The organism is Nibricoccus aquaticus (assembly GCF_002310495.1).
Lineage (GTDB): Bacteria > Verrucomicrobiota > Verrucomicrobiia > Opitutales > Opitutaceae > Nibricoccus > Nibricoccus aquaticus.
In genome coordinates this window covers 1,898,416-1,917,582 of the sequence record NZ_CP023344.1, presented here as the reverse complement: position 1 = coordinate 1,917,582, position 19,167 = coordinate 1,898,416, and the positions used below count along the sequence as shown (strand labels likewise).

The window sequence follows — 19,167 nt, the reverse complement described above, 5'->3', positions numbered from 1 at the left end:
GGTTGTGCGGCGCGGGAGTTGCTGGCGGGATGGGCTTATGAACCGTCGTCGTTTTCTGGCCGATACCGCTGCGGTGGCAGCGTTGGGGTTGTGGTTTCGCAATGGACTGGGTGCGCAGACGGCGCCGGCGGGCGGAGGGATGCCGGCGGTGGCGATGCCGGGGACGCAGCCGGCGGCGTTGAAGACGGAGTTCCGGATGTTGCGGCGGAATGTGGGGATTTTCACGGGGCGCGGCGGCACGATTGGCTGGCTGGCGACGAGCGAGGCGCTGGCGGTGGTGGACACGCAGTTTCCGGAGACGGCGACGCTATGTCTCGCGGGGTTGCCGGAGCGCGGGGAGCGGATGATCGATGTGGTGATCAATACGCACTACCACGGGGATCACACAGGAGGAAACGGTGTGTTTCGTCCGGTCGCGAAGAAGATGGTGGCGCACGCGGCTGTGCCGGAGCTCATGAAGGCGCGCGCGATCCGGGATAAAAAGCCGGTCGAGGATCTGGTGATCGCGGAGACGACTTTCACGGAAACGTGGAGCATGGCGCTCAGCGACGAAGTGGTGAGCGCGAAATATTTCGGGCCGGCGCATACGAAGGGCGACATCGTGGTGCTTTTCGAGAAGGCCAATGTGGTTCACATGGGCGATTTGTTGTTCAACCGGGTTTATCCGGTGATTGATCGGCCGGGCGGCGCGAAGATCGCGAGTTGGATCGGCGTGCTGGAGAAGGTGACGAAGGAGTATCCGGCAGATGCGCTCTATATCGCGGGGCACGCGGGCGAGGGGCGTGACGTGGTGCTGGAGCGCGGGCAGTTGCTGGTGTTGCGGGATTATTTAAGCGGACTGCTGGAGTACACGCAGGGGCAGATCACGGCGGGGAAGGCGAAGAGCGAGATCGTGGCGCTGGAGAATCTGCCGGCGTTTCCGGAGTTTCATCAGAAGCTGCCGAACCGGTTGGGGAGCAATCTGGGTGTGGCGTATGATGAGCTGACGGAGGGGAAGGGGTGACAGTTCGGAGGGTTGAGAACCGCTCATGAATTTCGCCAATGGGCGAAATTTTAGAAGTGAGGATTCGGCTGATCGCCTGCGCCAGCCGGTGCGGAGGGGCGCGCTAATCGCGCGCCGGGGTTGCCAGAAGCGAGTCGGGTGGGTGGGATGATCGCTCATGCAACTCGATATTCCCGCAGGCGATTTTGACGGTTATATTTTCGATCTCGATGGCACGCTCATCGACACGATGCCGCTGCACTTCATCGCGTGGAGCGAGGCGATGAAACGGGCTGGGCTGCCGGTGCCGTTGAGTGAGGATTTGTTTTATTCGCTCGGCGGCGTGCCGACGCGGCGGGTGGCGGAGATTTTCGGCGAACACTACAAGATGAAGGTCGATGCGGATGCGGTTTCGCACGTGAAGGAGGCGCTTTATCTGGAGCGCATCGCGCAGGTGGAGCGGATCGAGGCGGTGGTGGCGTTTGCGCGGAAGGTCGCGAAGACAAGGCCGGTGGCGATCGCGACGGGCGGGCAGCCGGAGATCGCGATTCCGGCGATTCGCGCGGCGGGGCTGGAGGATATTTTCAAAGTGGTGATCACGCCGGACGATGTGGCGCCGGGTCGCGGGAAACCGGAGCCGGATATGTTCGTGCTCGCGGCGCAGCGGATCGGCGTGGATCCGAAGAAGTGTCTCGCGTTTGAGGATGCTGAGCCGGGGATCAAGGCGGCGCTGGCGGCGGGGATGAAGGTCGTGCGGGTGGCGAGCCGGAAGTGAGAGGACACGCGCGGGTGCGTAGAATGCCCGAGAGTCGGAAAGCCGGAAGGGCGGGGAGTCGGAGACGGAGTTTTTAACCACTGAAGGAATCGCCCAAAGGGCGATTCTCGACGTGCGGCCTCTCGCAAAGCTCCGGCGGGGTGGCGGAAGGGCGGCTGATGCCGCCGGGGAGACGGAGTTGGGACAGAATTAACAGGAGGGACAGGATGGATTCGGAAAGCGGCAGAGGTGAACCGGCGGGTTGGAGATAACCCGCCCTATCGCGGAGGAAATCACTCGTAGGTGGGCGCGGCGGCTTGGTCTTTGTCGTAGGCGCGGATGCGGATTTCGTCGCCTACTTTGAGGTCGGCGGTTTTGGCGGCGTTTTCGAAATTGCGGGCGAGCCAGAAGAAGCCGTCGGCGTTGGGGAAGGCGATCCATTCGCCGCGTTTCACGGCGGAGAAATCGCGGCCGTACATGACGCGGCGGTTTTCGTCGTGGGCGGTGATTTGGAACCAGGCGTTGCGGGCGATGCCGGTGGAGGCGAAGTCGGAGGGTTGGGCGTCGATGGCGACGTTGCCGTAAACGGCGGTGACTTCGGTGACGCGGGTGATGAAGCCGCGGCGGTCGGCGTCGAAGGTGACGAGCGAGGGTTGGGGTTCGGGTTCGTGGGTGGCGTCGAAAAACTCGGTGCCTTCGGCGGGTTTGGGGAGAGCGGAGGGGCCGCGGTCGAGCCAGTCGTTGAGGGCGCGGAGGGCGGTGAGGCGTTCGTGCTGGTTGACGTTCACGTGGCCGTCGCGGCTGACGCGGAAGAGGACGGGTTGCACGGTGCGCGTCTCGCGGGGGAACGGGGTGAGGGGCGTGACGTAGGCTTTGGGACCGGTGAGTTCGGAGCGGTTGGTGAGGAGGATGAGCGGGAGCTGGGTGCCGAGGTTGATGCCGAGTGTGCCGTTGGGTTCGCGGGCGCTGAGGGCGGCGCCGACGGCGATGCAGCCGTGGTATTTGGGGAAATCGCCGGGTGGTTGTTCGGCGATGATGGTGGCGATGAGGCCGCCCATGGAGTCGCCTTCGACGATGACGCGTTTGGGTTCGCCGTAGGTATTCGCGATGTGGGCACGTAGGTTTTCGAGGTCGGTGATGGCGTCGGCGATGATCGGGCCGTTGCGGCGGTAGGAAGTTTTCGCGATGATCCAGCCTTCGTCGCGGAGGGTTTTGTGGGCGAGGCGGTCGGGGAAGAGGTCGGCGACGATGGGTTCGTTTTCAGCGCGGAGGCCGTGGGCGATGAGGAGGACGGAGCCGTTCCAATTCAGAGGGCGAGCGATGGCGAATTTGGCGCCGGCTTCGAGTTCGCCGGTGTCGAGGGGAGGGAGGGTGGCGGGGGCTTTTGCCGGTGGTTTGGGACGAGGTGTCGGGGACTGTGCGTTTACGGTGACGAGCGAGAAGACGCAGAGCGTGAGGATCGCGAGAAGAAGGCGCGGCATGAGTAAAGTGTGTGCGTGGGAAGCGTGGTGGCGAGGGGGAGAAAACAAATAGGTCCTATAGGTCTCATGGGACCTATAGGACCTATAAAAGATGGCGCTTGGTGATGAGGCGCCGAGGAGTGATGACGGTGAAATTAGCGTTTCGCAGGCGTGTAGGTGGTCTGCTTGAGGTCGGCGGCGAGGTGGCGGCGGAAGGTTTTTAGGTCTTTCACGGCGCCCAAGGAAATGAGCTGGCTCGCGAGGTTGCCGACGGCGGTGCCTTCGAGGCTGAAGGAGATGACGGGCACGTTCGCGGCGTTGGCGGTGGCCTGGCAGAGGAGGCGGTTTTTCGAGCCGCCGCCGACCATGAGGATGCGTTTGAAGGTGCGGCCGGTCATGCGTTCGAAGGCGGACTTCGCTTCGGCGTGGCCTTGTCCGAGGGAGTCGCAGATGAGGCGGACGTAGGTCGGGAGATTTTTAGGCGCGGGGGCGCGGCGTTTTTTGAGGTGGGCGTCGATCGCGGCTTTCATCGACGGCGGGTTGGCGAACGACGGATCGCCGGTGTCGAGGAGCGTTTTGGGCGCGGGGAGTTTTTCGGCGGCGGTGATGAGGGCAGCCCATTCCTTGTCGTTCTTCGGGCGGTCGGCGAAGGACTTCATGACGCCTTCGAGGAGCCAGAGGCCGATGACGTTTTTGAGCGGGCGGTAGCGGCCGTCGCCGATGCGTTCGTTGGCGACACGCGTAGTGAGTGCTTCGGTACCGAGGACGGGTGAGTCGCTTTCGAAGCCGACGAGCGACCAGGTGCCGGAGCTGAGGAAGAGGTCGGAGCCGTCTTCGGCGGCGGGCATGGCGTCGTAGGCGGCGGCGGTGTCGTGGCCGGGGACGGCGATGACTTTGACGCCTTTGAGTTCGGGCAGGCTCGTGACGGTGCCGAGCTTGGTGCCGGCGAGCACGGGTTTGCTGAACCACTGCGCGGGGATGTGGAAGTGATCGAGCGTGGCGCGCGACCAGTCGGTCGAGTGGACGTCGAGGAGCTGAGTGGTGCTGGCGATGGTCAGCTCGTTGGCCATGCGGCCGGAGAGGAGGAAATTAAAATAATCGGGAAGGAAGAGGCAGCGCGTGGCCTGGTCTTCGATGGCGGGGCAGCTGGCAACGGCTTCGGCGAGCTGGAGGCTGGAGTTGTAGAAGACGTTGGGGATGCCAGTGGCGGCGTAAACGCGTTCGAGGGCGGCGCGGGTGTCACCGAGTTTTTTGAGGCCGGCTTGTGTGCGGGCGTCGCGGTATGCGTGGACGGGAAAAACGAGGCGGCCGGCGTCGTTGACGAGGGCGTAGTCGACGCCCCAGGTGTCGACACCGACGGAGGCGAGGACCGCGCCTTTCGGGAGCAGGGCGATGGCTTTGCGGAGGCCGGTCTGCACTTCGTGCCAGAGTCCGCCGATGTCCCAGTAGTCATTTGTGCCGAGGGAGCGGAACGTATTCGGAAAGCGGTGCGCTTCGGTGAGCGTGAGTTTGTTTTTCGACCAGGCGCCGAGAATGACGCGGCCACTGGTGGCTCCGAGATCAACGGCGGCGCAGAAGGTGGGTTTGGACGAAGCGGGTTTGGCTTTGGAGGATGCGGAAGGCATGACGGAGGACGGAAATTACACAGAGGACACGGAGGGATTCACAGAGGGCACAGAGGCGTTTTGGGTGTGCGATGCGGGACGGCTGGCGGAGTCCTTTTCATCCGGAAACCGCGAGTTGGATGATTTCGCTTCTCGAAAGTTTCGTCTTCGGCTCGCGTGGAATTGAGCCGCGAACGCAGTCCGCATCTCCTTTCACCGAGGCCGAAAGATCGTAGCTTATGGGAAAGATCTCCTCTTCTTTCTTTCGAAGTTTCTTCGCGAGCCACGACGGGCCGTGATCTTCGAAGTCGTAGTCATGGTAGCGTGCTAGGTGCTCGATAGATCCGTTTACGAAAACCGACAAAGTGAGGAAATGCTGATTACGATCCTTTTTATTCAGTGAGAGATTCCCGAAAAATCCGAAGAGTCGCGATCCGTCTGCGAGCTGAAGTTCGCAAGCGAGAAGACGACTGTCAGCAGATGTGATCGGAAGCTTCTTCACCGGACGCACGAGTGTTTCTCCTGCTTCGTCGTCGTTGCAGAATTCCCAAACGGGATGCTTGCGCAGAAGCACCTCGGTAAGCTTCTCAACGGGAACCGGCTTTTGCTCGCGAAAGATCATGCGGTTTTGCCCAACAGCCTCAGATCAGCTGGAGGTTTTGTTGGGCTTTTTGGGCGACCTCACGGAAGAAGGCGGCGTTTTCGGGGCGTTTGATATCCACGTCGTAGGTCGGGATCATTTCCTTCATGCGGGCTTTGCCCTCATTGCTCGCGAGGAGTTGCGGGAAACATTTTTGGATCACTTCGAGGACTATGTGCACAGAGACCGACGCACCCGGTGACGCGCCGAGGAGGGCGGAGATGGTCTTCTCGTCGTTGGTGATGACTTCCGTGCCGTAGTGGACGATGCCGGCCTGGCCATCGGTCTTCTTGATGGCTTGGACGCGGATGCCGGCGTCGATGAGTTTCCAGTCTTCTTTTTTCGCAGCGGGGTAGAAGACGTGGAGGACGTCGAGACGGTCCTTCATGCTCTGCGTGCCTTGTTGCACGAGGTATTTGACGAGGCCGAGGTTGGTGGCGCCGATCTTGAGGAGCGTGCCGAGGTTGTGCGGTTTCACGGAGCCGGGGAGGTCCATGACGCTGCCCTTACGGTGGAGGAACTTGGTCGTCCACGAGGCGAAGGGGCCGAAGAGGAGCGTCTTTTTGCCGTCGAGGATGCGGGTGTCGAGGTGTGGCACGGCCATGGTGGGCGCGGCGTCGAGGGGCTGGCCGTAGACCTTGGCCTGGTGTTGGGCGACGATGGCGGGGTTTTCGCAGATGATCCACTGGCCGCCGATGGGGAAACCGCCGAGGCCTTTGCTCGCGGGGATGCCGGATTTTTGGAGGAGCTTGAGGCTGCCGCCGCCAGCACCGAGGAAGACGAATTTGGCGCGGTTGCGGAAGGTGCGGCCGGATTTGAGGTCGCGGACTTTCACGTCCCAGCCGTCGGCGGTTTTGTCGAGGTCGAGGACGCGGTGATTGTCGGCGACGTTGCAGCCGTCCTGTTTCGCGAGCCAGGCGAGGAGTTTGCGGGAGATGGCACCGAAGTTCATGTCGGTGCCGCTGTCCATCTTGGTGGCGGCGATGGGGACGTTGCCGCGGCCTTCGGTGAGGAGCGGGGCCCAGGAGCCGATTTGGGCGGGGTCGGTGGAGAATTCCATTTCCTGGAAGAAATGGTGCGCGGACATGGCGCTGTGGCGGGCGCGGAGGTAATCGACCCACTTCGCGCCGTGGACGAAGCTGATGTGCGGGAGCGGGTTTACGAACTCCTTGGGCTTGTCGACCATGCCGGAGGCGACGGCGTAGGCCCAGAACTGGCGGGAGCGTTCGAACTGCTCGAAGATTTTGATGGCGTTGGAAACGTCGACGGTGCCGTCGGCTTTTTGCGTGGGCGTGTAGCTGAGCTCGCAGATGCCGGCGTGGCCGGTGCCCGCGTTGTTCCAGCCGTGGGAGGCTTCCTGAGCGAGGCCGTCGGTGACTTCGTAGAGCTGGATGCGGAGCGTGGGGTCCAATCGTTTGAGGAGCGCGCCGAGGTTGGCGGACATGACACCACTGCCGACGATGATGACGTCCGGGTTCTCGATATGATTGGAGTTCTGCATAAAAAGGAGGACGCAGGTAACAGGGCGCGGCGCGGGCAATCAAGGGGGGAAACGGCCTGCGGGATCAGAGATAAGGCGGGCGTGGGCGACGCTTAAGAGAGGCTGCGGGGATGGCGGTCAGCGGGCGGACGTTTTTTAGAGCAGGCCGCGTTCGTGCAGGAGGTTTTTCAGGAGAGCGGGTTGATCGATCTGGTGGAGATCGCGGGCGAAGAATGCCGCGCGTTCGCGGGAGCCGGGCTCGGTGAGGATGCGGCGGAGGGCGGTGGGAATCTGGCGCGGGTGGGAGCAACGGAGGGCGAGGCCGTGGTGGGCGAGGCGGGCGGCGAAATCGAACTGGTCGTAGTCTTGCGGCCAGACGACGGCGGAGAGGGCGGCGTTGAGCGTGTGGTAGACGATGCCGGCACCGCCGTGGTGGATGACGGCGTCGAAGCGCGAGACCGCGGAGTCGTAGTGCAGGTAGCGGTAGGTTTTCCAGTTGGGGCCGGAGGGGAGTTCAGTGGAGGCGGATGAAGATGTGGGGGCGGAGTGGCCGGTGTTTTGTTTCCCGCCGGTGGTGTAGTGGAAGAAGATGTCGGGCATTTGTGCGGCCCAGACTGGGAGGAGCGAGAGGAGCTGGCGGCGCGTGTAGGGAAGGTGTGTGCCGAGAGTGACGAGGACGTTTTTGCGGGACGGATCGAGGCTGAGCGGGACGTCGTCGCGTGGGGGTGGCGTGTAGCAGGACGGGCCGATGAAGCGGACGGCGCGGGGCCAGGTGGCGGGGAATTCGAGGGCGGCGGAGCCTAGGGCGAGGATGATGTCGTCGGAGTAAACGTTTTCGGAGCCGTCGGAGCGGTAAATGCGGTCGAGGCCGATGGCGCGGAGCGGGCGCGCGTGGGTGAGGAACATCGCGCGTTTGAAGAGGTGGATGGTTTTGCGGGCGGAGGCGTCGCGGATTTTGCCGAGGAGGGTCGCGGGTGGGAGCCAGCCGCCGAGGTAGGTTGGGGTGCCGTCGGGTGTCTCGATGGCGAGTGGGGACGGGTGTGAAGTCCACCAGCGGATGCCGCGCTCGCGGGCCCAGTGGCCGACGCTGGGGAGCGTGAAATCGACGATGGCGAGGTCGGGCGGATGTGTTGCCCAGGCGGCGGAGATTTCGCGGCGGAGATCGGGGAGGAGGCGGAGGTTTTGGCGGAATTGCTGGAGGAGCATCCAGGGGCGGCCGCGGACGGGGCGGGTGGTGTTGGGGATGCTCCAAACGGCGCGCGCGTGGGCGGCGAGGATCGGGTGTAGTTGAAAACCGGCGTCGGCGACGCGGGTGGCGGCGTCGGGGGTGGAGAAGATGCGGATGTCGGCGTATTCGCGGAGGATGCGGGCGAGGCCGAGGATCGGGTGGAGGTGGCCCTCGAACGGAGGCGCGACGAGGTCGATCTTAAGACGGCGCGACATGGCGTTGGGTGATATCGTCGTGGCAGGCGAGGAGGCGGTGGGTGTCGGCGCGAGCGAGCGTGCGGAGGTGATTGATCGTGGAGAGATAGGAGGGGCCGTCCCACTGGAGCGAGCGGGTGAGACGCGGGAGGTTGATATTGTTGAGCAGTTGTTCGGAGCGCCAGAAGGCGTCGGCGCAGTAGAGCGTGGGGCGCTCGCGCGCGGCGGTATCGGTGAATTCGAGACCGATCTGGCCGGGGGCGTGGCCGGGGAGGAAGACGGCTTTGAGCAGGCTGTCGCCCAAAAGGTCGCAGCTGCGGAACGGAAGGCGGGCGTCGGGGAGGAAGGCGGAGTCGGGGAGGATGTGGCTGCGAGAGGCGAGGTCGTCGGGGAGCAAACTCGGGAGGAAGGCGGCGCGGGTTTGGCGGAAGGGTTTTAATGCAAGGAGGGGAGCGAGAGCGTGTTCGTGGAAATAGACGCGGGCTTGGGGGAAGTCGCGGAGGCCGCCGATGTGGTCGGCGTGAAAATGGGTGATGATGAGGTGGCGGATGTCGGCGGGATGCAGGCCGATGCGGGCGAGGGCGGATGTGGCGGGAAGGTTGTCGGAGACGGGCGTGGCCCAGCGATAGAGGCGAGAGGGGAAGGCGCTGGTGGCGGCGAGGAAGCGGCCGCCGTAGCCGGTGTCGCAAACGATCCAGCCGAGGGATGGGTGCTCGATGGCGAGCAGGACGGCGTGGAATTGGACGGTGCGGAAGGTGCGGCCGTCGATGGAGGCGAGCAGGTGGCGGCAGTGTCCGCCGTTGAGGAAGTGGACGCGCAGGCTCACAGCGTGATGACTCCGGCGGCCTGAGTGTAACCGGCGGCGGTGCCCAGTAGAAGGATACGGGAGCCGGCGGGCTTTTCCTGGCGGACTTTGTGCAGGACGAACGGGATGGAGGCGGAGACGAGGTTGCCGTGTTCGGAGATCGAGACGTGGAAACGCTCGCGCGGGATATCGAGGCGGCGGGCGATCAATTCGATGGCGGGACCTGAGGCCTGGTGGGGGACGACGTCGAGTTCGGTGGGGGAACAGTTGGCGTCGCGGAGGACGCGCTGGACGAGCGCGGGGAGGTGGCGGCTGGCGAGTTTGTGGAGGGCTTTGCCGTCCATACGGAAGCGGTAGCGGGACTCGATGGCTTTGTTGAAGGCGTAGGAAGGCAGGCGGTGTCCGCCGCCGGCGACTTCGCAGAGGTGCGCGCCCTCGGCGAAGGTTTCCATGGCGAGCGCGCACGGAGTGGGAGACGGGTTGCGCTCGAAGACCAAGGCGGCGGCGCCGTCGCCCATGAGGCAGGCGCTCTCGGGTTCGGACCAGTTGACGCCGAGGAGGGAGGTTTCCGAGCAGACGACGACGATGCGGCGGAGGGATTCGCTGGCGAAGAGGCCGTTGACGGTGCGAAGGGCGGCGAAGAAACCGAGGCAACTGGCGTGTGTATCCATGCATGGGATGCCAGCGGCGGCGGGGCCGAGGGCTTCCTGAATGAGGGCGGCGTTGCAGGGAATGGGTTGCTGGAGGCAGAGGCTGGCGTCGATGAGGAGATCGATGCCGGAGAGATCGGTGCGGGCGGAAGCGAGGGCATCTTCGATGACGCGTTTCGCCATGGTAGCGGCGTTTTCGGGAGCGAGCGCTTGGTGACGGGTTTGCACGCCGGTGCGGGCGAACGTGGTGCCGCGGGGAAAGCCGAGACGGGCGTCGAGTTCCTCGGACTCGATTTTGTGGCCGGGCAGATAGCGAGCGGAACCGGTTATGCGGAAATGCTGGAGCATGACGGGGAGAGTTTGGCGAGTTGTTCCTGGCAGATGCGGAGGAACGCGGGATCGCGCAGGTAGCCGAGGTGGTTGCAGCGCACGGTGAGCGCGGGATGGCGGAAGAGTGCGCGGGAAAGAAAGTCGCGGGAGCCCTGGACGATGATGGTGGTGGCGTGGCGCGGGAGACGTCGTGCGATAGGGCCGTAGCAGATCAACGTGCAGCGGCGCTCGGCGGATTCGGGGAGATCGAGGTTGTTGAAAAGTTCGAGGCCGGAGCTGCCGGCGAGGAAGATGGTGTGGGTGGCGCGCGCGATCGCGGCGAAGACGGAAGGGCGGTAGTTGAGAATAAAGGACGGACGGCGCGAGCGGGCGTAGCCGAGGAGGTTATTCCAGGAGGCGCGGAGCAGCGGGGTGTCGCGGAAGGGGCGGGAATCGGGGATGTAGGGAAAGTTGAGCAGGAGGCGGTTGAAGGAATTTTCACCGGTGGGAGCGGCGAGGAGGGCGAGGAAGTTTTCCTGTTCGGGGCTGAGCGCGCAGTGGCCGGGGGCGCTTTGGCCGGTGAAGAAGGCGATGGTGAGCGCGGGCTTCATAGGTACTCGAAGTCAGTGACGGAGCGGACGCGGATCGTGCGGGTGCGCCAGCGGATAGTGGTGTGGAGCGTGGCGGCGAGGAGGAAGGCGGGCTGGGCGATTTCGAGGAGGGCGGAGGCGAAGGGTTCGCGACGGGAGGAGGTGGCGCGGCCGAGAAATTGGCGGGTGACGGTGGCGAGGACGACTTCGCGAAGAAGGAGTGTAGCGGTGAGAACGAGCGCGGCGGACCACGAGGTGAAGGCGAGTGCGGTGAGGGTAATCAGGAGGAACGGGGGAAGTGCGTAGGCGGCGGAGATCCCGATTTTTTGGGAGAGCGGGCAGGCGGTGAGGAGCAGGCGCGTGAAGAGGAACCAGCGATGCAAGATGTGCAGGAGCGCGGAGAAAGACGGGACTGAGGTGGCGATGTCGTGGGGTTCGATGGTCTGGTGGATTTTCAGGCCGTGGCGCTGGAGTTCCACTGCGAGGGCGAGGTCGTCGGTGAGGGCGCGTGATATGGTTTCGAATACGTTGAGGCGACGGGCGTCGGCGGTGCGCAGGGCGTAGCACATGCCGTGGATGGAGACGGGCGGACTGACGGCGAGCGCGGGCAGGTAGGTGAGGACGGCGGCGGAGTTGACGAACTCGGCGAGCCAGGGGCTGAAGCGACCGTTTGCGGCGTGATAGCGGGGGAGGCCGGTGGCGAGTGTAGCGCCGGAGTCGAGACCGCCGATGAGGGCGGTGAGTCCGGCGGGGGAGAGGCGGGTGTCGTCGTCGAGGACGACGAACACTGATGTCGTGACGAGCGGAAGGGCGAGGGCGAGCTTGTGGGCTTTGGGGTTGATGCCTTGGGGTGGGGGAGCGCAACGGAGGACGTGGATGGGTTGAGCGGGAAAGCGGGACGCGAGGTTTTCGCAGATGAGCGTGGCCTCAGGGTCGGTTTCGTCGATTAGCCAGAGGAAGTGCGCGGTGGGGAAAGTGTGGCGATTGGATTCGAGTGTGGATGCGAGTTGCGGGTCGCCGCTGAGGATGGGTTGGAGAATGGAGACGGGCGTAGTGGCAGAAGCGGGCGTGGCGGGGAGGTGGCGCGTGTGGCGGGCGTAGCGCGAGGCGAGGAGGGCTTTGAGGGTGAGCTGGCCGAGGTAGGCGGCAGCGATCACGAGCGAAGCGGTCATGGCTGCGCTTTTTGCCAGCGGACGAAGCGCTCGACGCCTTCGTCGAGGGAGACGGAGGGAGTGCCGAGTTTGCGGAGGGATTTGGTGACGTCCATGGTCTTCGAATACGCGAAGACGGAGACGCCGAAGCGGGTGATCGGGGGCTCGCCTAGGAATGGGAGGAGGCGGTAGAGCGTCTCGATGCAGGCGGCGGCGGTCATGGCGCGGGAGACGGGAATGCGGCGGCGCGGAGCGGGCAGGTCGAGGCGGGTGAAGACGTTTTGAAGAAAGGCGGTGAGAGCGATCGGGTGGTTGTTGCTCAGATGGAAGAGGCCGGTGGCACGGCGTTCGATGACGCGGATGATGTAGTCGATGAGGGTGTCGATGTAGATGAGGTCTGCCATCACGGGCGTGGCGGAGTGAATGATGGGGAATTTGCCCTCGCGGGCGGCGCGGAGGATGCGGGGAAAGACCACGGTGTCGCCGGGGCCGAAGATGGCGCGCGGGCGGAGGATCGTGGAGGGGCCGGCGTAGGTTTGGACGAGGGTTTCGCCGGCGAATTTGGTGCGGGCGTAGTGGTTAAGGAAACGATCGGCGGGAGGCGTGGCCTCGCTCATGGCGAGCTGGTGCTCGTTGCGGTAGAGGACGGCGCTGGTGGAGATGTAGATGAGGTGGGGGCTTCCGGCGCGGCGGCAGAAGTCGATCACGTGGCGGGTGGCGTCGATGTTTTGGCGCTCGAAGTCGCGGGCGGTGCCCCACGGCGAGGAGCGGGCGGCGCAGTGGACGACGACGTCGGGGCGGTAGCCGGCGGGGAGCGTGAGCGGGCGGGTGAGGTCGGCGGCTATCCAGTTTCCGGTTACGGAGGCGTGACGTGAGAGGCCGGTGGTGTCCCAGCCGTTGGCGACGGATTTTGCGCAGAGGGCTCCGCCGACGAAGCCGGAGCTGCCGGTGATGAGGATTTTCATGAGCGGCGGGGGCGATGTGCGATGCAGGTTTGCGTAATCAAAAGGTGGGGATGATCGCTGAAAATGTGTCGTAGGTACGGGCCGAGAAGGCGGCACGGGAGGCCTATTGCCTTGCAAATCGAGCGACAAAGCGGATGTTGTCTCGCAACGCCCTGTTTGACCGAATGCTGACGCTTGTCGTCAGAGTTTTATGTAGGTCCAAACGGGGCGTTGTCTTTTCATCGTTTGTGGAAGGCCTTATTGATCTGAATGTTTTTAGGCACGAATTGCCAATGAAGGTAAGGATCTGACCACGCGGCGTCCGGACTTGCTGATCTCCCCGTGCTTATGCCGATGTTGAAATGCAGCTTGCCGGTGACCCGTTTGATCTGGCTTAGGATGAATTTCTGCAACCGATCCTTGGCGATAGTCCGCTTTCCGCGACGACGTGTGCCTGGCAATTTTTCCAGGTGTTTGTCGTTTAATCGGAAGGTGATTGATCCGAGCACGGTATCGAGTGCCTGCATGATGATATGATCGTGTGATCGGACCTCGGTAATAGAGTTGGGCTCCAGGACGATGCCGCCGGAGTGACGGATGGTCTTTATATCGGCGAGTCCAAGTAAGTAGCCCTTGAACTTGGTGATTTGTTCACGGGTGTCGCCGATTTCATCGAGGTATATGCGTAAGCGAGGAGGAGCAGAGTGGGTCGGAATGCTGGCGAGACCGAAACTATGTTTAAGAAACTGATAGTAGAGGTGGTAGTAGCTCTGGTCCTGCTGATCACGCGACAGGCCCACGGCAACTTGGGTGTTATGGGTAAACATGACTCGCATGTGGAGACGCCCAGCCGCCATTTGGTCGAAGAACGTGGCTAGAAATTCTTCGTATCGTTCTACTACGTCGGCGCCCACTTTCTGCCACTTGATTTCGCTGGTTAAACCGAGATGCGTTTTCTTTTCACGAAGGGTTTGTTCGACCGATAATAACCGAGAAGCTGGTATGCGTACGCCTCCGTAGAAGTTGGAATAGAAAGCGCCGTGGCGGTCAGACTCATCACAGAAAAGAACGTATTCTTTTTCGTCTGAGGGGGTGGATGCGATGAAATCGGACATTCGGTGGTGGCTGGATCTCCCGGGGGTCTGGTGCCCTCGCCCAGAATCGAACTGGGATCACACGTTTAGGAAACGCGCGCTCTATCCATTTGAGCTACGAGGACGACGAACGCCGGAGAGTACGGGTGGAGTCGAAATGGGCGGCAAGCCGGGATTCGTGGGCGGTGTGCGTGTGGAGAGATTGCGAACGGCTGAATGCGTGCAGACCGGGAGCCGGAGTGAGCGGATAGGAAAAAAGCATGGATTTAGTGTTAAATCGGCTTTCCTTGCGCGGTTGATTGGGTTCACGGTGCTGGTCTTGTTTTGGCCGGGCCTTCGGAGGCCCGACATTTCTCCCCTAACCCTCCTTGTCTTTGTTTATGCGCGCTTCGTTCCGTTCGTGGATTCGTGTGACTGGTCTTGTTTCGTTTGTGGTGAGTGTCGCCGTGTCGCTGGTGATGGCGGCAGATGCATCGGGAGGTCGGGAGCGGTTGCGGATGGATGACGGGTGGAGGTTCGCGTTTGGGCATCCGAGCGACACGAAGAAGGACTTCGGTCATGCGACGGGGTATTTTGCTTACATCACGAAGACGGGATTCGGAGATGGACCGGCGGCGCCGGTGGGGAAGTTCGATGACTCGGCGTGGCGGACGCTCGATCTGCCGCATGACTGGGCGGTGGAGCAGCCGAATGTGGCGAACGGGTCGCACAGTCACGGGTATCGTGCGGTGGGGCCGGGCTTTCCGGACGTGAATGTGGGATGGTATCGGAAGACAATCACTATCCCGAAGGAGGATCTGGGGCGGCGGATCAGTCTGGTGTTCGACGGCGTGTTTCGGGCGTCGCGGGTGTGGGTGAATGGATTTTATCTCGGGGAGGAGCCGAGCGGTTATCTGGGGTTTCGTTACGATGTGTCGGATTATCTCAACTACGGCGGAGAAAACGTGATCGCGGTGCGTTGCGATGTGACGATGGAAGAAGGTTGGTTTTACGAGGGTGCGGGCATTTACCGCCATGTGTGGTTGGAGAAGACGGCGCCGGTGCATCTGGTCGCGGATGGGACGACGATCGTGACGGATGTGGATGAAGCGGGCGCAGCAAAGGTTCAGGTGTGGTCGGAGGTGGCGCACGCGCTTGGAAAGGCGGAGGCGGCGGGGATGTCGGTGCGTTATCTCGTGATTGATGCCGACGGGAAGAGCGTGGCGGAGGCGGCGACGGAGATGCAGGGAGTGGAGGCGGGAGAGACGGTGGAGTTGGGCTCTGCTCTGGCGGTGACGAAGCCGCAGCTTTGGTCGATTGAGACTCCGGTGCTGTACACGCTCGTCGCGGAGGTGAGTGCTGGTGGGGCGGTGGTGGATCGCGTGGAGACGAAATTTGGAATTCGCACGGTGCGGTTCGATCCGAACGAGGGGTTTTTCCTGAACGGGAAACACGTGAAACTGAAGGGCACGAATAACCACCAGGATCATGCGGGCGTGGGGGCGGCGATTCCGGACGCGTTGCAGGATTTTCGGATCAAGGCGCTGAAGGCGATGGGCTCGAATGTTTATCGCTGTTCGCACAATCCCCCGACGCCGGAGTTGCTCGATGCGTGCGACCGGCTCGGGATGCTCGTGATCGATGAGACGCGGCTCATGGGCTCGAATCCGCTGCATCTCGACGCGGTGGAGCGGATGATCCGGCGCGACCGGAATCACCCGAGCGTGATCATGTGGTCGCTCGGAAACGAGGAGTGGGCGATCGAGGGAAATATCACCGGCGCGCGGATTACGACGACGATGCAGGCGTTTGCGAAGAGGCTCGATCCGACGCGGATGATGACGGTGGCGATCAGCGGCGGCTGGGGCGGCATCTCGACGGTGATCGAAGCGATGGGCGTGAATTACATCCGGCACGGCGACACGGATAAGCAGCACAAGGAGTTCCCCTGGCAGGTGATTTTGGGAACGGAGGAAACGACCACGCAGGCGACGCGCGGCATTTATTTCGACGACAAGGAGCGCGGGCACATGGCGCCGCTCGAAGACGGCACCTCGGGCGGGAACGTCGAGACCGGCTGGAAGCATTATGCGGCGCGGCCGTATCTGGCGGGTGTGATTTACTGGACAGGATTCGATTATCGGGGGGAGCCCAATCCGCTCAAGTGGCCGGCGGTCAGCTCGCAGTTTGGCATTCTGGATACGTGCGGGTTTCCGAAGGACAGTTTCTATTATTTGAAGGCGTGGTGGACCGATGAGCCGGTGCTGCATGTTTTCCCGCACTGGAACTGGCCGGGGAAGGAAGGGCAGGAGTTCGACGTGCGGGTACATAGCAATCACGAGGCGGTGGAGTTGTTGCTGAATGGAAAATCGCTCGGGAAGCAGGACATGCCACGCAACGGGCATCTGGCGTGGAAAGTCGCGTATGCGCCGGGCGCGCTCGAAGCGCGCGGGTATCGCGGCGGGAAAGTTGTGGAGACGCGCACAGTGGAGACGAGGGGTTTGGCGGCTAAGCTGGTAATGACGCCGGATCGGACGGCGCTGACGGCGGACAATCAGGATGTGTCCGTGATCACGGTTTCGGCGCTCGATGCGCAGGGGCGGGCGGTGCCGGTGGCGGATAATCTGGTGACGTTTGAAATCACGGGCGGGAAAATCATCGGCGTGGGCAACGGTGATCCGGCGTCGCACGAGGCGGACAAGGCGAGCGAGCGGAAGTTGTTCAACGGACTGGCGCAGGTGATCGTGCAGACGACTTATCAGGCGGGGCCGATGGTCTTGAAGGCGAAGTCGGAGGGGTTGAGCGGAGCGATGGTGGAGTTCACGAGTTCTCAGGCTGGCGCTGCGGCAGTTGCGCGGGTGAAGTGAGCGCATGAGCTGGTCGCTGCGTTTCTCCGTTTGCGCAGTTGTTTGCGCCGCGGGCTTTTTGCCTGCGGCGCGGGCGGATGTGGTCGGGAAGGACGGGAAGATTCACGTCACTTACTGGGAAAAGTGGGTGAGCTTCGAGGGCGTGGCGATGCAGGCGACGGTGGATGCGTTCAACCGGTCGCAGGATAAAGTCGTGGTGGAGTATTTCCCGACGTCGCAGGTGGACCGTAAGGTTTTGGTGGCTGCGGCTGGAGGGGATCCGCCGGATGTCGCCGGACTCTGGGTACAGAATATCGCATCGTTTGCGGATGCGGGGGCGTTGATGCCGCTGGATGAGTTTATTCGCGAAGATGGGATGACGAGCGATGCATGGCTGGCGCGGTATTATCCGCCGTTCGCGCACATCTGCGCGTATCGCGGGCAGGTTTTCGCGGGGATCTCGACGCCGGCGATGATCGCGCTGCATTGGAACAAGACGTTGTTTCGCGAGGCGGGGCTCGATCCGGAGCGGCCGCCGCGGACGGTGGAGGAGCTCGATGACTTTGCGCGGAAGCTGACGAAGCGCGATGCGCAGACGGGGCGGATAACGCAGCTGGGGTTTTTGCCGCAGGAGCCGGGTTGGTGGCCGTGGATTTTTGCGCGGTGGTTTGGCGGGGAGCTTTTCGACGGAGAGAGCATCACGGTGGGAACGGATGCGAGGAATCTTGCGGCGATGCGGTGGGTGGCGCGTTACACGGAGGAGAACGGGCGGGACGAAGTGCGGACGTTTGCGAGCGGGTTTGGCGGGCAGGCGTTAAACGCGCAGTCGGCGTTCATGAACGGGAAAATCGCGATGGTTTTTCAGGGCGTGTGGTTCGATAACTATATCCGCCAGTACAAGCCGGGTCTCGATTATGGCGTGGGGCCGTGGCCGGAGGCGGTGGCGGGGGTGAAGGATTTTGCGATGGCGGAGGCGGACGTGCTCGTGATCCCGCGCGGAGCGAAGAATCCGCGTGCGGCATGGGAGTTCATCAAGTTTGCCAACACCAGTAATGCGGCGGCGAAAACGCGGGAGGACCTAACGGGGATCGAGCTGACGTGTTTTTTGCAGGCGAAGAGTTCGCCGTTGCGGGAGTGGAGTCCGTTTTTCGAGAAGCGGCATCCGCATCCGTTCATCGGGATTTTTCGGGAGCTGTCGGCGAGTCCGCACGCGGTGTCGGTGCCGCAGGTCGGGTTGTGGCAGGAGTACAACCGGGAGTTTATGGCGGTGTTCGAGCAGACGCGGACGTTGATGGCCAAGCCGGAGGCGGCGCTGGCGGAGTGTCAGGCGCGGGTGAGCGCGAGTTGGGAGCGGTACAAGCGGAGTCTGGAGCGGCAGCGACGGGCGGCTGATGCGAAGGAGGCACGGCGATGACACCGAGAGAGCGGAAGAATTTTTTCGCGGGGCTGGGGTTCACGAGTTTGTGGATCGTGGGGCTGGGCGTGTTCACGGCTTATCCGGTGATCGCGTCGTTGTATTATAGTTTCTGCGACTACTCGATTTTGAAGTCGGCGGTGTGGATCGGCGGGGAAAATTATCAGGAGCTGGTGGGCGACGCGTTGTTTTGGAAATCGCTCGGGAACACGCTCGTGTTCGCGGCGCTGTCGGTGCCGCTGGGGACGGCGGTGGCGCTGGGGCTGGCGATGCTGCTGAACTGCGACGTGCGCGGGCGGCCGTTTTTTCGCGTGGTGTTTTATCTGCCGTCGATCGTGCCGGTGGTGGCGTCGTCGATGTTGTGGCTGTGGATTTTCAACGGGGAGTACGGGCTTCTTAACGGTGTGCTCGCGCCGGTGCTGGGCTGGTTTGGGCTGACGCCGCCGGCGTGGTTTGCGGATCCTGCGTGGTCGAAGCCGGCGCTGGTGATCATGAGTCTGTGGGGTGTGGGCAACGCGATGGTGATCTATCTGACGGGGCTGCAGAATGTGCCGAAGGAGTTGTACGAGGCGGCGGAGATCGACGGGGCGTCGGCGTGGAAACGGTTCCGGCATGTGACGCTGCCGTGCATCGCGCCGGTGGTTTATTTCAACGTGGTGATGGGGCTGATCGGGGCGATGCAGGTGTTCGCGCAGGCGTTTATTATTTCGGATGCGGCGAATGGCGGGACGGGGACGCATGACGGGGCGCCGGCAAGGTCGCTGTTGTTTTATACGATGTATCTGTTCACGACGGCGTTTCACGATCTGCGGATGGGCTACGCGAGCGCGATGGCGTATGTGCTGTTCATCGTGATCGCGGTGCTGACGTGGATGGCGACGCGGCTTTCGAGGGGGAACGCGGAATGAAGAACCGTGATATGGAGCGCAAAGCGGATGAAGCTGAGTCTTGGGGCTCACGCAAAGGCGCGAAGGCGCAAAGTCGGAGTGACGAGGACGGAGGTGTGGCGTGAAGGGGACGGTTGAACTGAGGAAGACGACGAA

16 protein-coding genes and 1 tRNA gene are annotated in these 19,167 nt (G+C 63.0%); 5 read left to right on the top strand and 12 right to left on the bottom strand.

Features of this window, described 5'->3' with window-relative positions; genetic code table 11:
* Positions 1-37 precede the first annotated feature (37 nt).
* Both CMV30_RS07795 and CMV30_RS07790 read left to right on the top strand, forming a co-directional pair.
* Positions 38-1,003, top strand: a complete 966-nt coding sequence (locus CMV30_RS07795) for an MBL fold metallo-hydrolase (RefSeq protein WP_096055488.1) — start codon at positions 38-40, stop codon at positions 1,001-1,003.
* A 157-nt stretch (positions 1,004-1,160) separates the two neighbouring features.
* A complete protein-coding gene (locus CMV30_RS07790) occupies positions 1,161-1,757 on the top strand; it encodes an HAD family hydrolase (RefSeq protein WP_096055487.1) in 597 nt (198 codons plus the stop codon).
* Positions 1,758-2,029: 272 nt separating this feature from the next.
* Here CMV30_RS07790 and CMV30_RS07785 read toward each other — a convergent pair whose 3' ends face one another.
* The 12 genes from CMV30_RS07785 to CMV30_RS07730 all read right to left on the bottom strand — a co-directional run bounded on the left by CMV30_RS07785 (position 2,030) and on the right by CMV30_RS07730 (position 14,010).
* On the bottom strand, positions 2,030-3,217 hold the full coding sequence (locus CMV30_RS07785) for an SAM hydroxide adenosyltransferase (RefSeq protein ID WP_096055486.1): 1,188 nt from the start codon (positions 3,215-3,217) through the stop codon (positions 2,030-2,032).
* A gap of 134 nt (positions 3,218-3,351) precedes the next feature.
* Positions 3,352-4,821 carry a rhamnulokinase gene (locus tag CMV30_RS07780; protein WP_096055485.1) on the bottom strand — a complete coding sequence of 490 codons (1,470 nt, stop codon included), beginning with the start codon at positions 4,819-4,821 and terminating at the stop codon, positions 3,352-3,354.
* 97 nt (positions 4,822-4,918) lie between these two features.
* Positions 4,919-5,422, bottom strand: coding sequence for a hypothetical protein (locus CMV30_RS07775; protein ID WP_096055484.1), 504 nt, complete (start codon positions 5,420-5,422; stop codon positions 4,919-4,921).
* 19 nt (positions 5,423-5,441) lie between these two features.
* Positions 5,442-6,941 carry a malate dehydrogenase (quinone) gene (mqo, locus tag CMV30_RS07770; RefSeq protein ID WP_096055483.1) on the bottom strand — a complete coding sequence of 500 codons (1,500 nt, stop codon included), beginning with the start codon at positions 6,939-6,941 and terminating at the stop codon, positions 5,442-5,444.
* 135 nt (positions 6,942-7,076) lie between these two features.
* Positions 7,077-8,363 (bottom strand): glycosyltransferase, encoded by a 1,287-nt coding sequence (locus tag CMV30_RS20675; RefSeq protein WP_096055482.1) that lies wholly within the window; start codon positions 8,361-8,363, stop codon positions 7,077-7,079.
* On the bottom strand, positions 8,347-9,168 hold the full coding sequence (locus tag CMV30_RS07760) for an MBL fold metallo-hydrolase (RefSeq protein WP_096055481.1): 822 nt from the start codon (positions 9,166-9,168) through the stop codon (positions 8,347-8,349). Before CMV30_RS07760 ends, CMV30_RS20675 begins: the two co-directional genes overlap by 17 nt.
* Positions 9,165-10,145, bottom strand: a complete 981-nt coding sequence (locus CMV30_RS07755) for a 3-oxoacyl-ACP synthase III family protein (RefSeq protein ID WP_096055480.1) — start codon at positions 10,143-10,145, stop codon at positions 9,165-9,167. The genes CMV30_RS07760 and CMV30_RS07755 overlap by 4 nt, the downstream gene beginning before the upstream one ends.
* Positions 10,124-10,717, bottom strand: a complete 594-nt coding sequence (locus CMV30_RS07750; protein ID WP_096055479.1) for a hypothetical protein — start codon at positions 10,715-10,717, stop codon at positions 10,124-10,126. Before CMV30_RS07750 ends, CMV30_RS07755 begins: the two co-directional genes overlap by 22 nt.
* On the bottom strand, positions 10,714-11,868 hold the full coding sequence (locus CMV30_RS07745; RefSeq protein ID WP_096055478.1) for a glycosyltransferase family 2 protein: 1,155 nt from the start codon (positions 11,866-11,868) through the stop codon (positions 10,714-10,716). Before CMV30_RS07745 ends, CMV30_RS07750 begins: the two co-directional genes overlap by 4 nt.
* On the bottom strand, positions 11,865-12,812 hold the full coding sequence (locus CMV30_RS07740) for an NAD-dependent epimerase/dehydratase family protein (RefSeq protein WP_096055477.1): 948 nt from the start codon (positions 12,810-12,812) through the stop codon (positions 11,865-11,867). The genes CMV30_RS07745 and CMV30_RS07740 overlap by 4 nt, the downstream gene beginning before the upstream one ends.
* Positions 12,813-13,030: 218 nt before the next feature.
* Complete coding sequence (locus tag CMV30_RS07735) at positions 13,031-13,906, bottom strand: DUF3800 domain-containing protein (protein WP_096055476.1); 876 nt, start codon at positions 13,904-13,906, stop codon at positions 13,031-13,033.
* 28 nt (positions 13,907-13,934) lie between these two features.
* Positions 13,935-14,010: transfer RNA gene (locus tag CMV30_RS07730), tRNA-Arg, on the bottom strand.
* 255 nt (positions 14,011-14,265) lie between these two features.
* On the opposite strand from CMV30_RS07730, the gene galA reads away from it, so the two are divergent.
* Genes galA through CMV30_RS07715 form a run of 3 tightly spaced genes read left to right on the top strand, consistent with a single transcriptional unit; the run spans position 14,266 to position 19,032 of the window.
* The gene (gene galA, locus CMV30_RS07725; RefSeq protein ID WP_096055475.1) at positions 14,266-16,731 is read left to right on the top strand and encodes a beta-galactosidase GalA; all 2,466 of its coding nucleotides are present in this window, start codon (positions 14,266-14,268) and stop codon (positions 16,729-16,731) included.
* Positions 16,732-16,735: 4 nt separating this feature from the next.
* Positions 16,736-18,124 (top strand): ABC transporter substrate-binding protein, encoded by a 1,389-nt coding sequence (locus tag CMV30_RS07720; RefSeq protein WP_096055474.1) that lies wholly within the window; start codon positions 16,736-16,738, stop codon positions 18,122-18,124.
* A complete protein-coding gene (locus CMV30_RS07715) occupies positions 18,121-19,032 on the top strand; it encodes a carbohydrate ABC transporter permease (protein ID WP_096055473.1) in 912 nt (303 codons plus the stop codon). Before CMV30_RS07720 ends, CMV30_RS07715 begins: the two co-directional genes overlap by 4 nt.
* The last annotated feature ends 135 nt before the right edge of the window (positions 19,033-19,167 follow it).

Coding starts and splice junctions, on each gene's coding strand:
- CMV30_RS07775 (WP_096055484.1), bottom strand. CDS start 5,422: ATGATCTTTCGCGAGCAAAAGCCGGTTCCCGTTGAGAAGCTTACCGAG.
- galA (WP_096055475.1), top strand. CDS start 14,266: ATGCGCGCTTCGTTCCGTTCGTGGATTCGTGTGACTGGTCTTGTTTCG.
- CMV30_RS07720 (WP_096055474.1), top strand. CDS start 16,736: ATGAGCTGGTCGCTGCGTTTCTCCGTTTGCGCAGTTGTTTGCGCCGCG.
- CMV30_RS07735 (WP_096055476.1), bottom strand. CDS start 13,906: ATGTCCGATTTCATCGCATCCACCCCCTCAGACGAAAAAGAATACGTT.
- mqo (WP_096055483.1), bottom strand. CDS start 6,941: ATGCAGAACTCCAATCATATCGAGAACCCGGACGTCATCATCGTCGGC.
- CMV30_RS07755 (WP_096055480.1), bottom strand. CDS start 10,145: ATGCTCCAGCATTTCCGCATAACCGGTTCCGCTCGCTATCTGCCCGGC.
- CMV30_RS07715 (WP_096055473.1), top strand. CDS start 18,121: ATGACACCGAGAGAGCGGAAGAATTTTTTCGCGGGGCTGGGGTTCACG.
- CMV30_RS07740 (WP_096055477.1), bottom strand. CDS start 12,812: ATGAAAATCCTCATCACCGGCAGCTCCGGCTTCGTCGGCGGAGCCCTC.
- CMV30_RS07780 (WP_096055485.1), bottom strand. CDS start 4,821: ATGCCTTCCGCATCCTCCAAAGCCAAACCCGCTTCGTCCAAACCCACC.
- CMV30_RS07785 (WP_096055486.1), bottom strand. CDS start 3,217: ATGCCGCGCCTTCTTCTCGCGATCCTCACGCTCTGCGTCTTCTCGCTC.
- CMV30_RS07745 (WP_096055478.1), bottom strand. CDS start 11,868: ATGACCGCTTCGCTCGTGATCGCTGCCGCCTACCTCGGCCAGCTCACC.
- CMV30_RS07795 (WP_096055488.1), top strand. CDS start 38: ATGAACCGTCGTCGTTTTCTGGCCGATACCGCTGCGGTGGCAGCGTTG.
- CMV30_RS07750 (WP_096055479.1), bottom strand. CDS start 10,717: ATGAAGCCCGCGCTCACCATCGCCTTCTTCACCGGCCAAAGCGCCCCC.
- CMV30_RS20675 (WP_096055482.1), bottom strand. CDS start 8,363: ATGTCGCGCCGTCTTAAGATCGACCTCGTCGCGCCTCCGTTCGAGGGC.
- CMV30_RS07790 (WP_096055487.1), top strand. CDS start 1,161: ATGCAACTCGATATTCCCGCAGGCGATTTTGACGGTTATATTTTCGAT.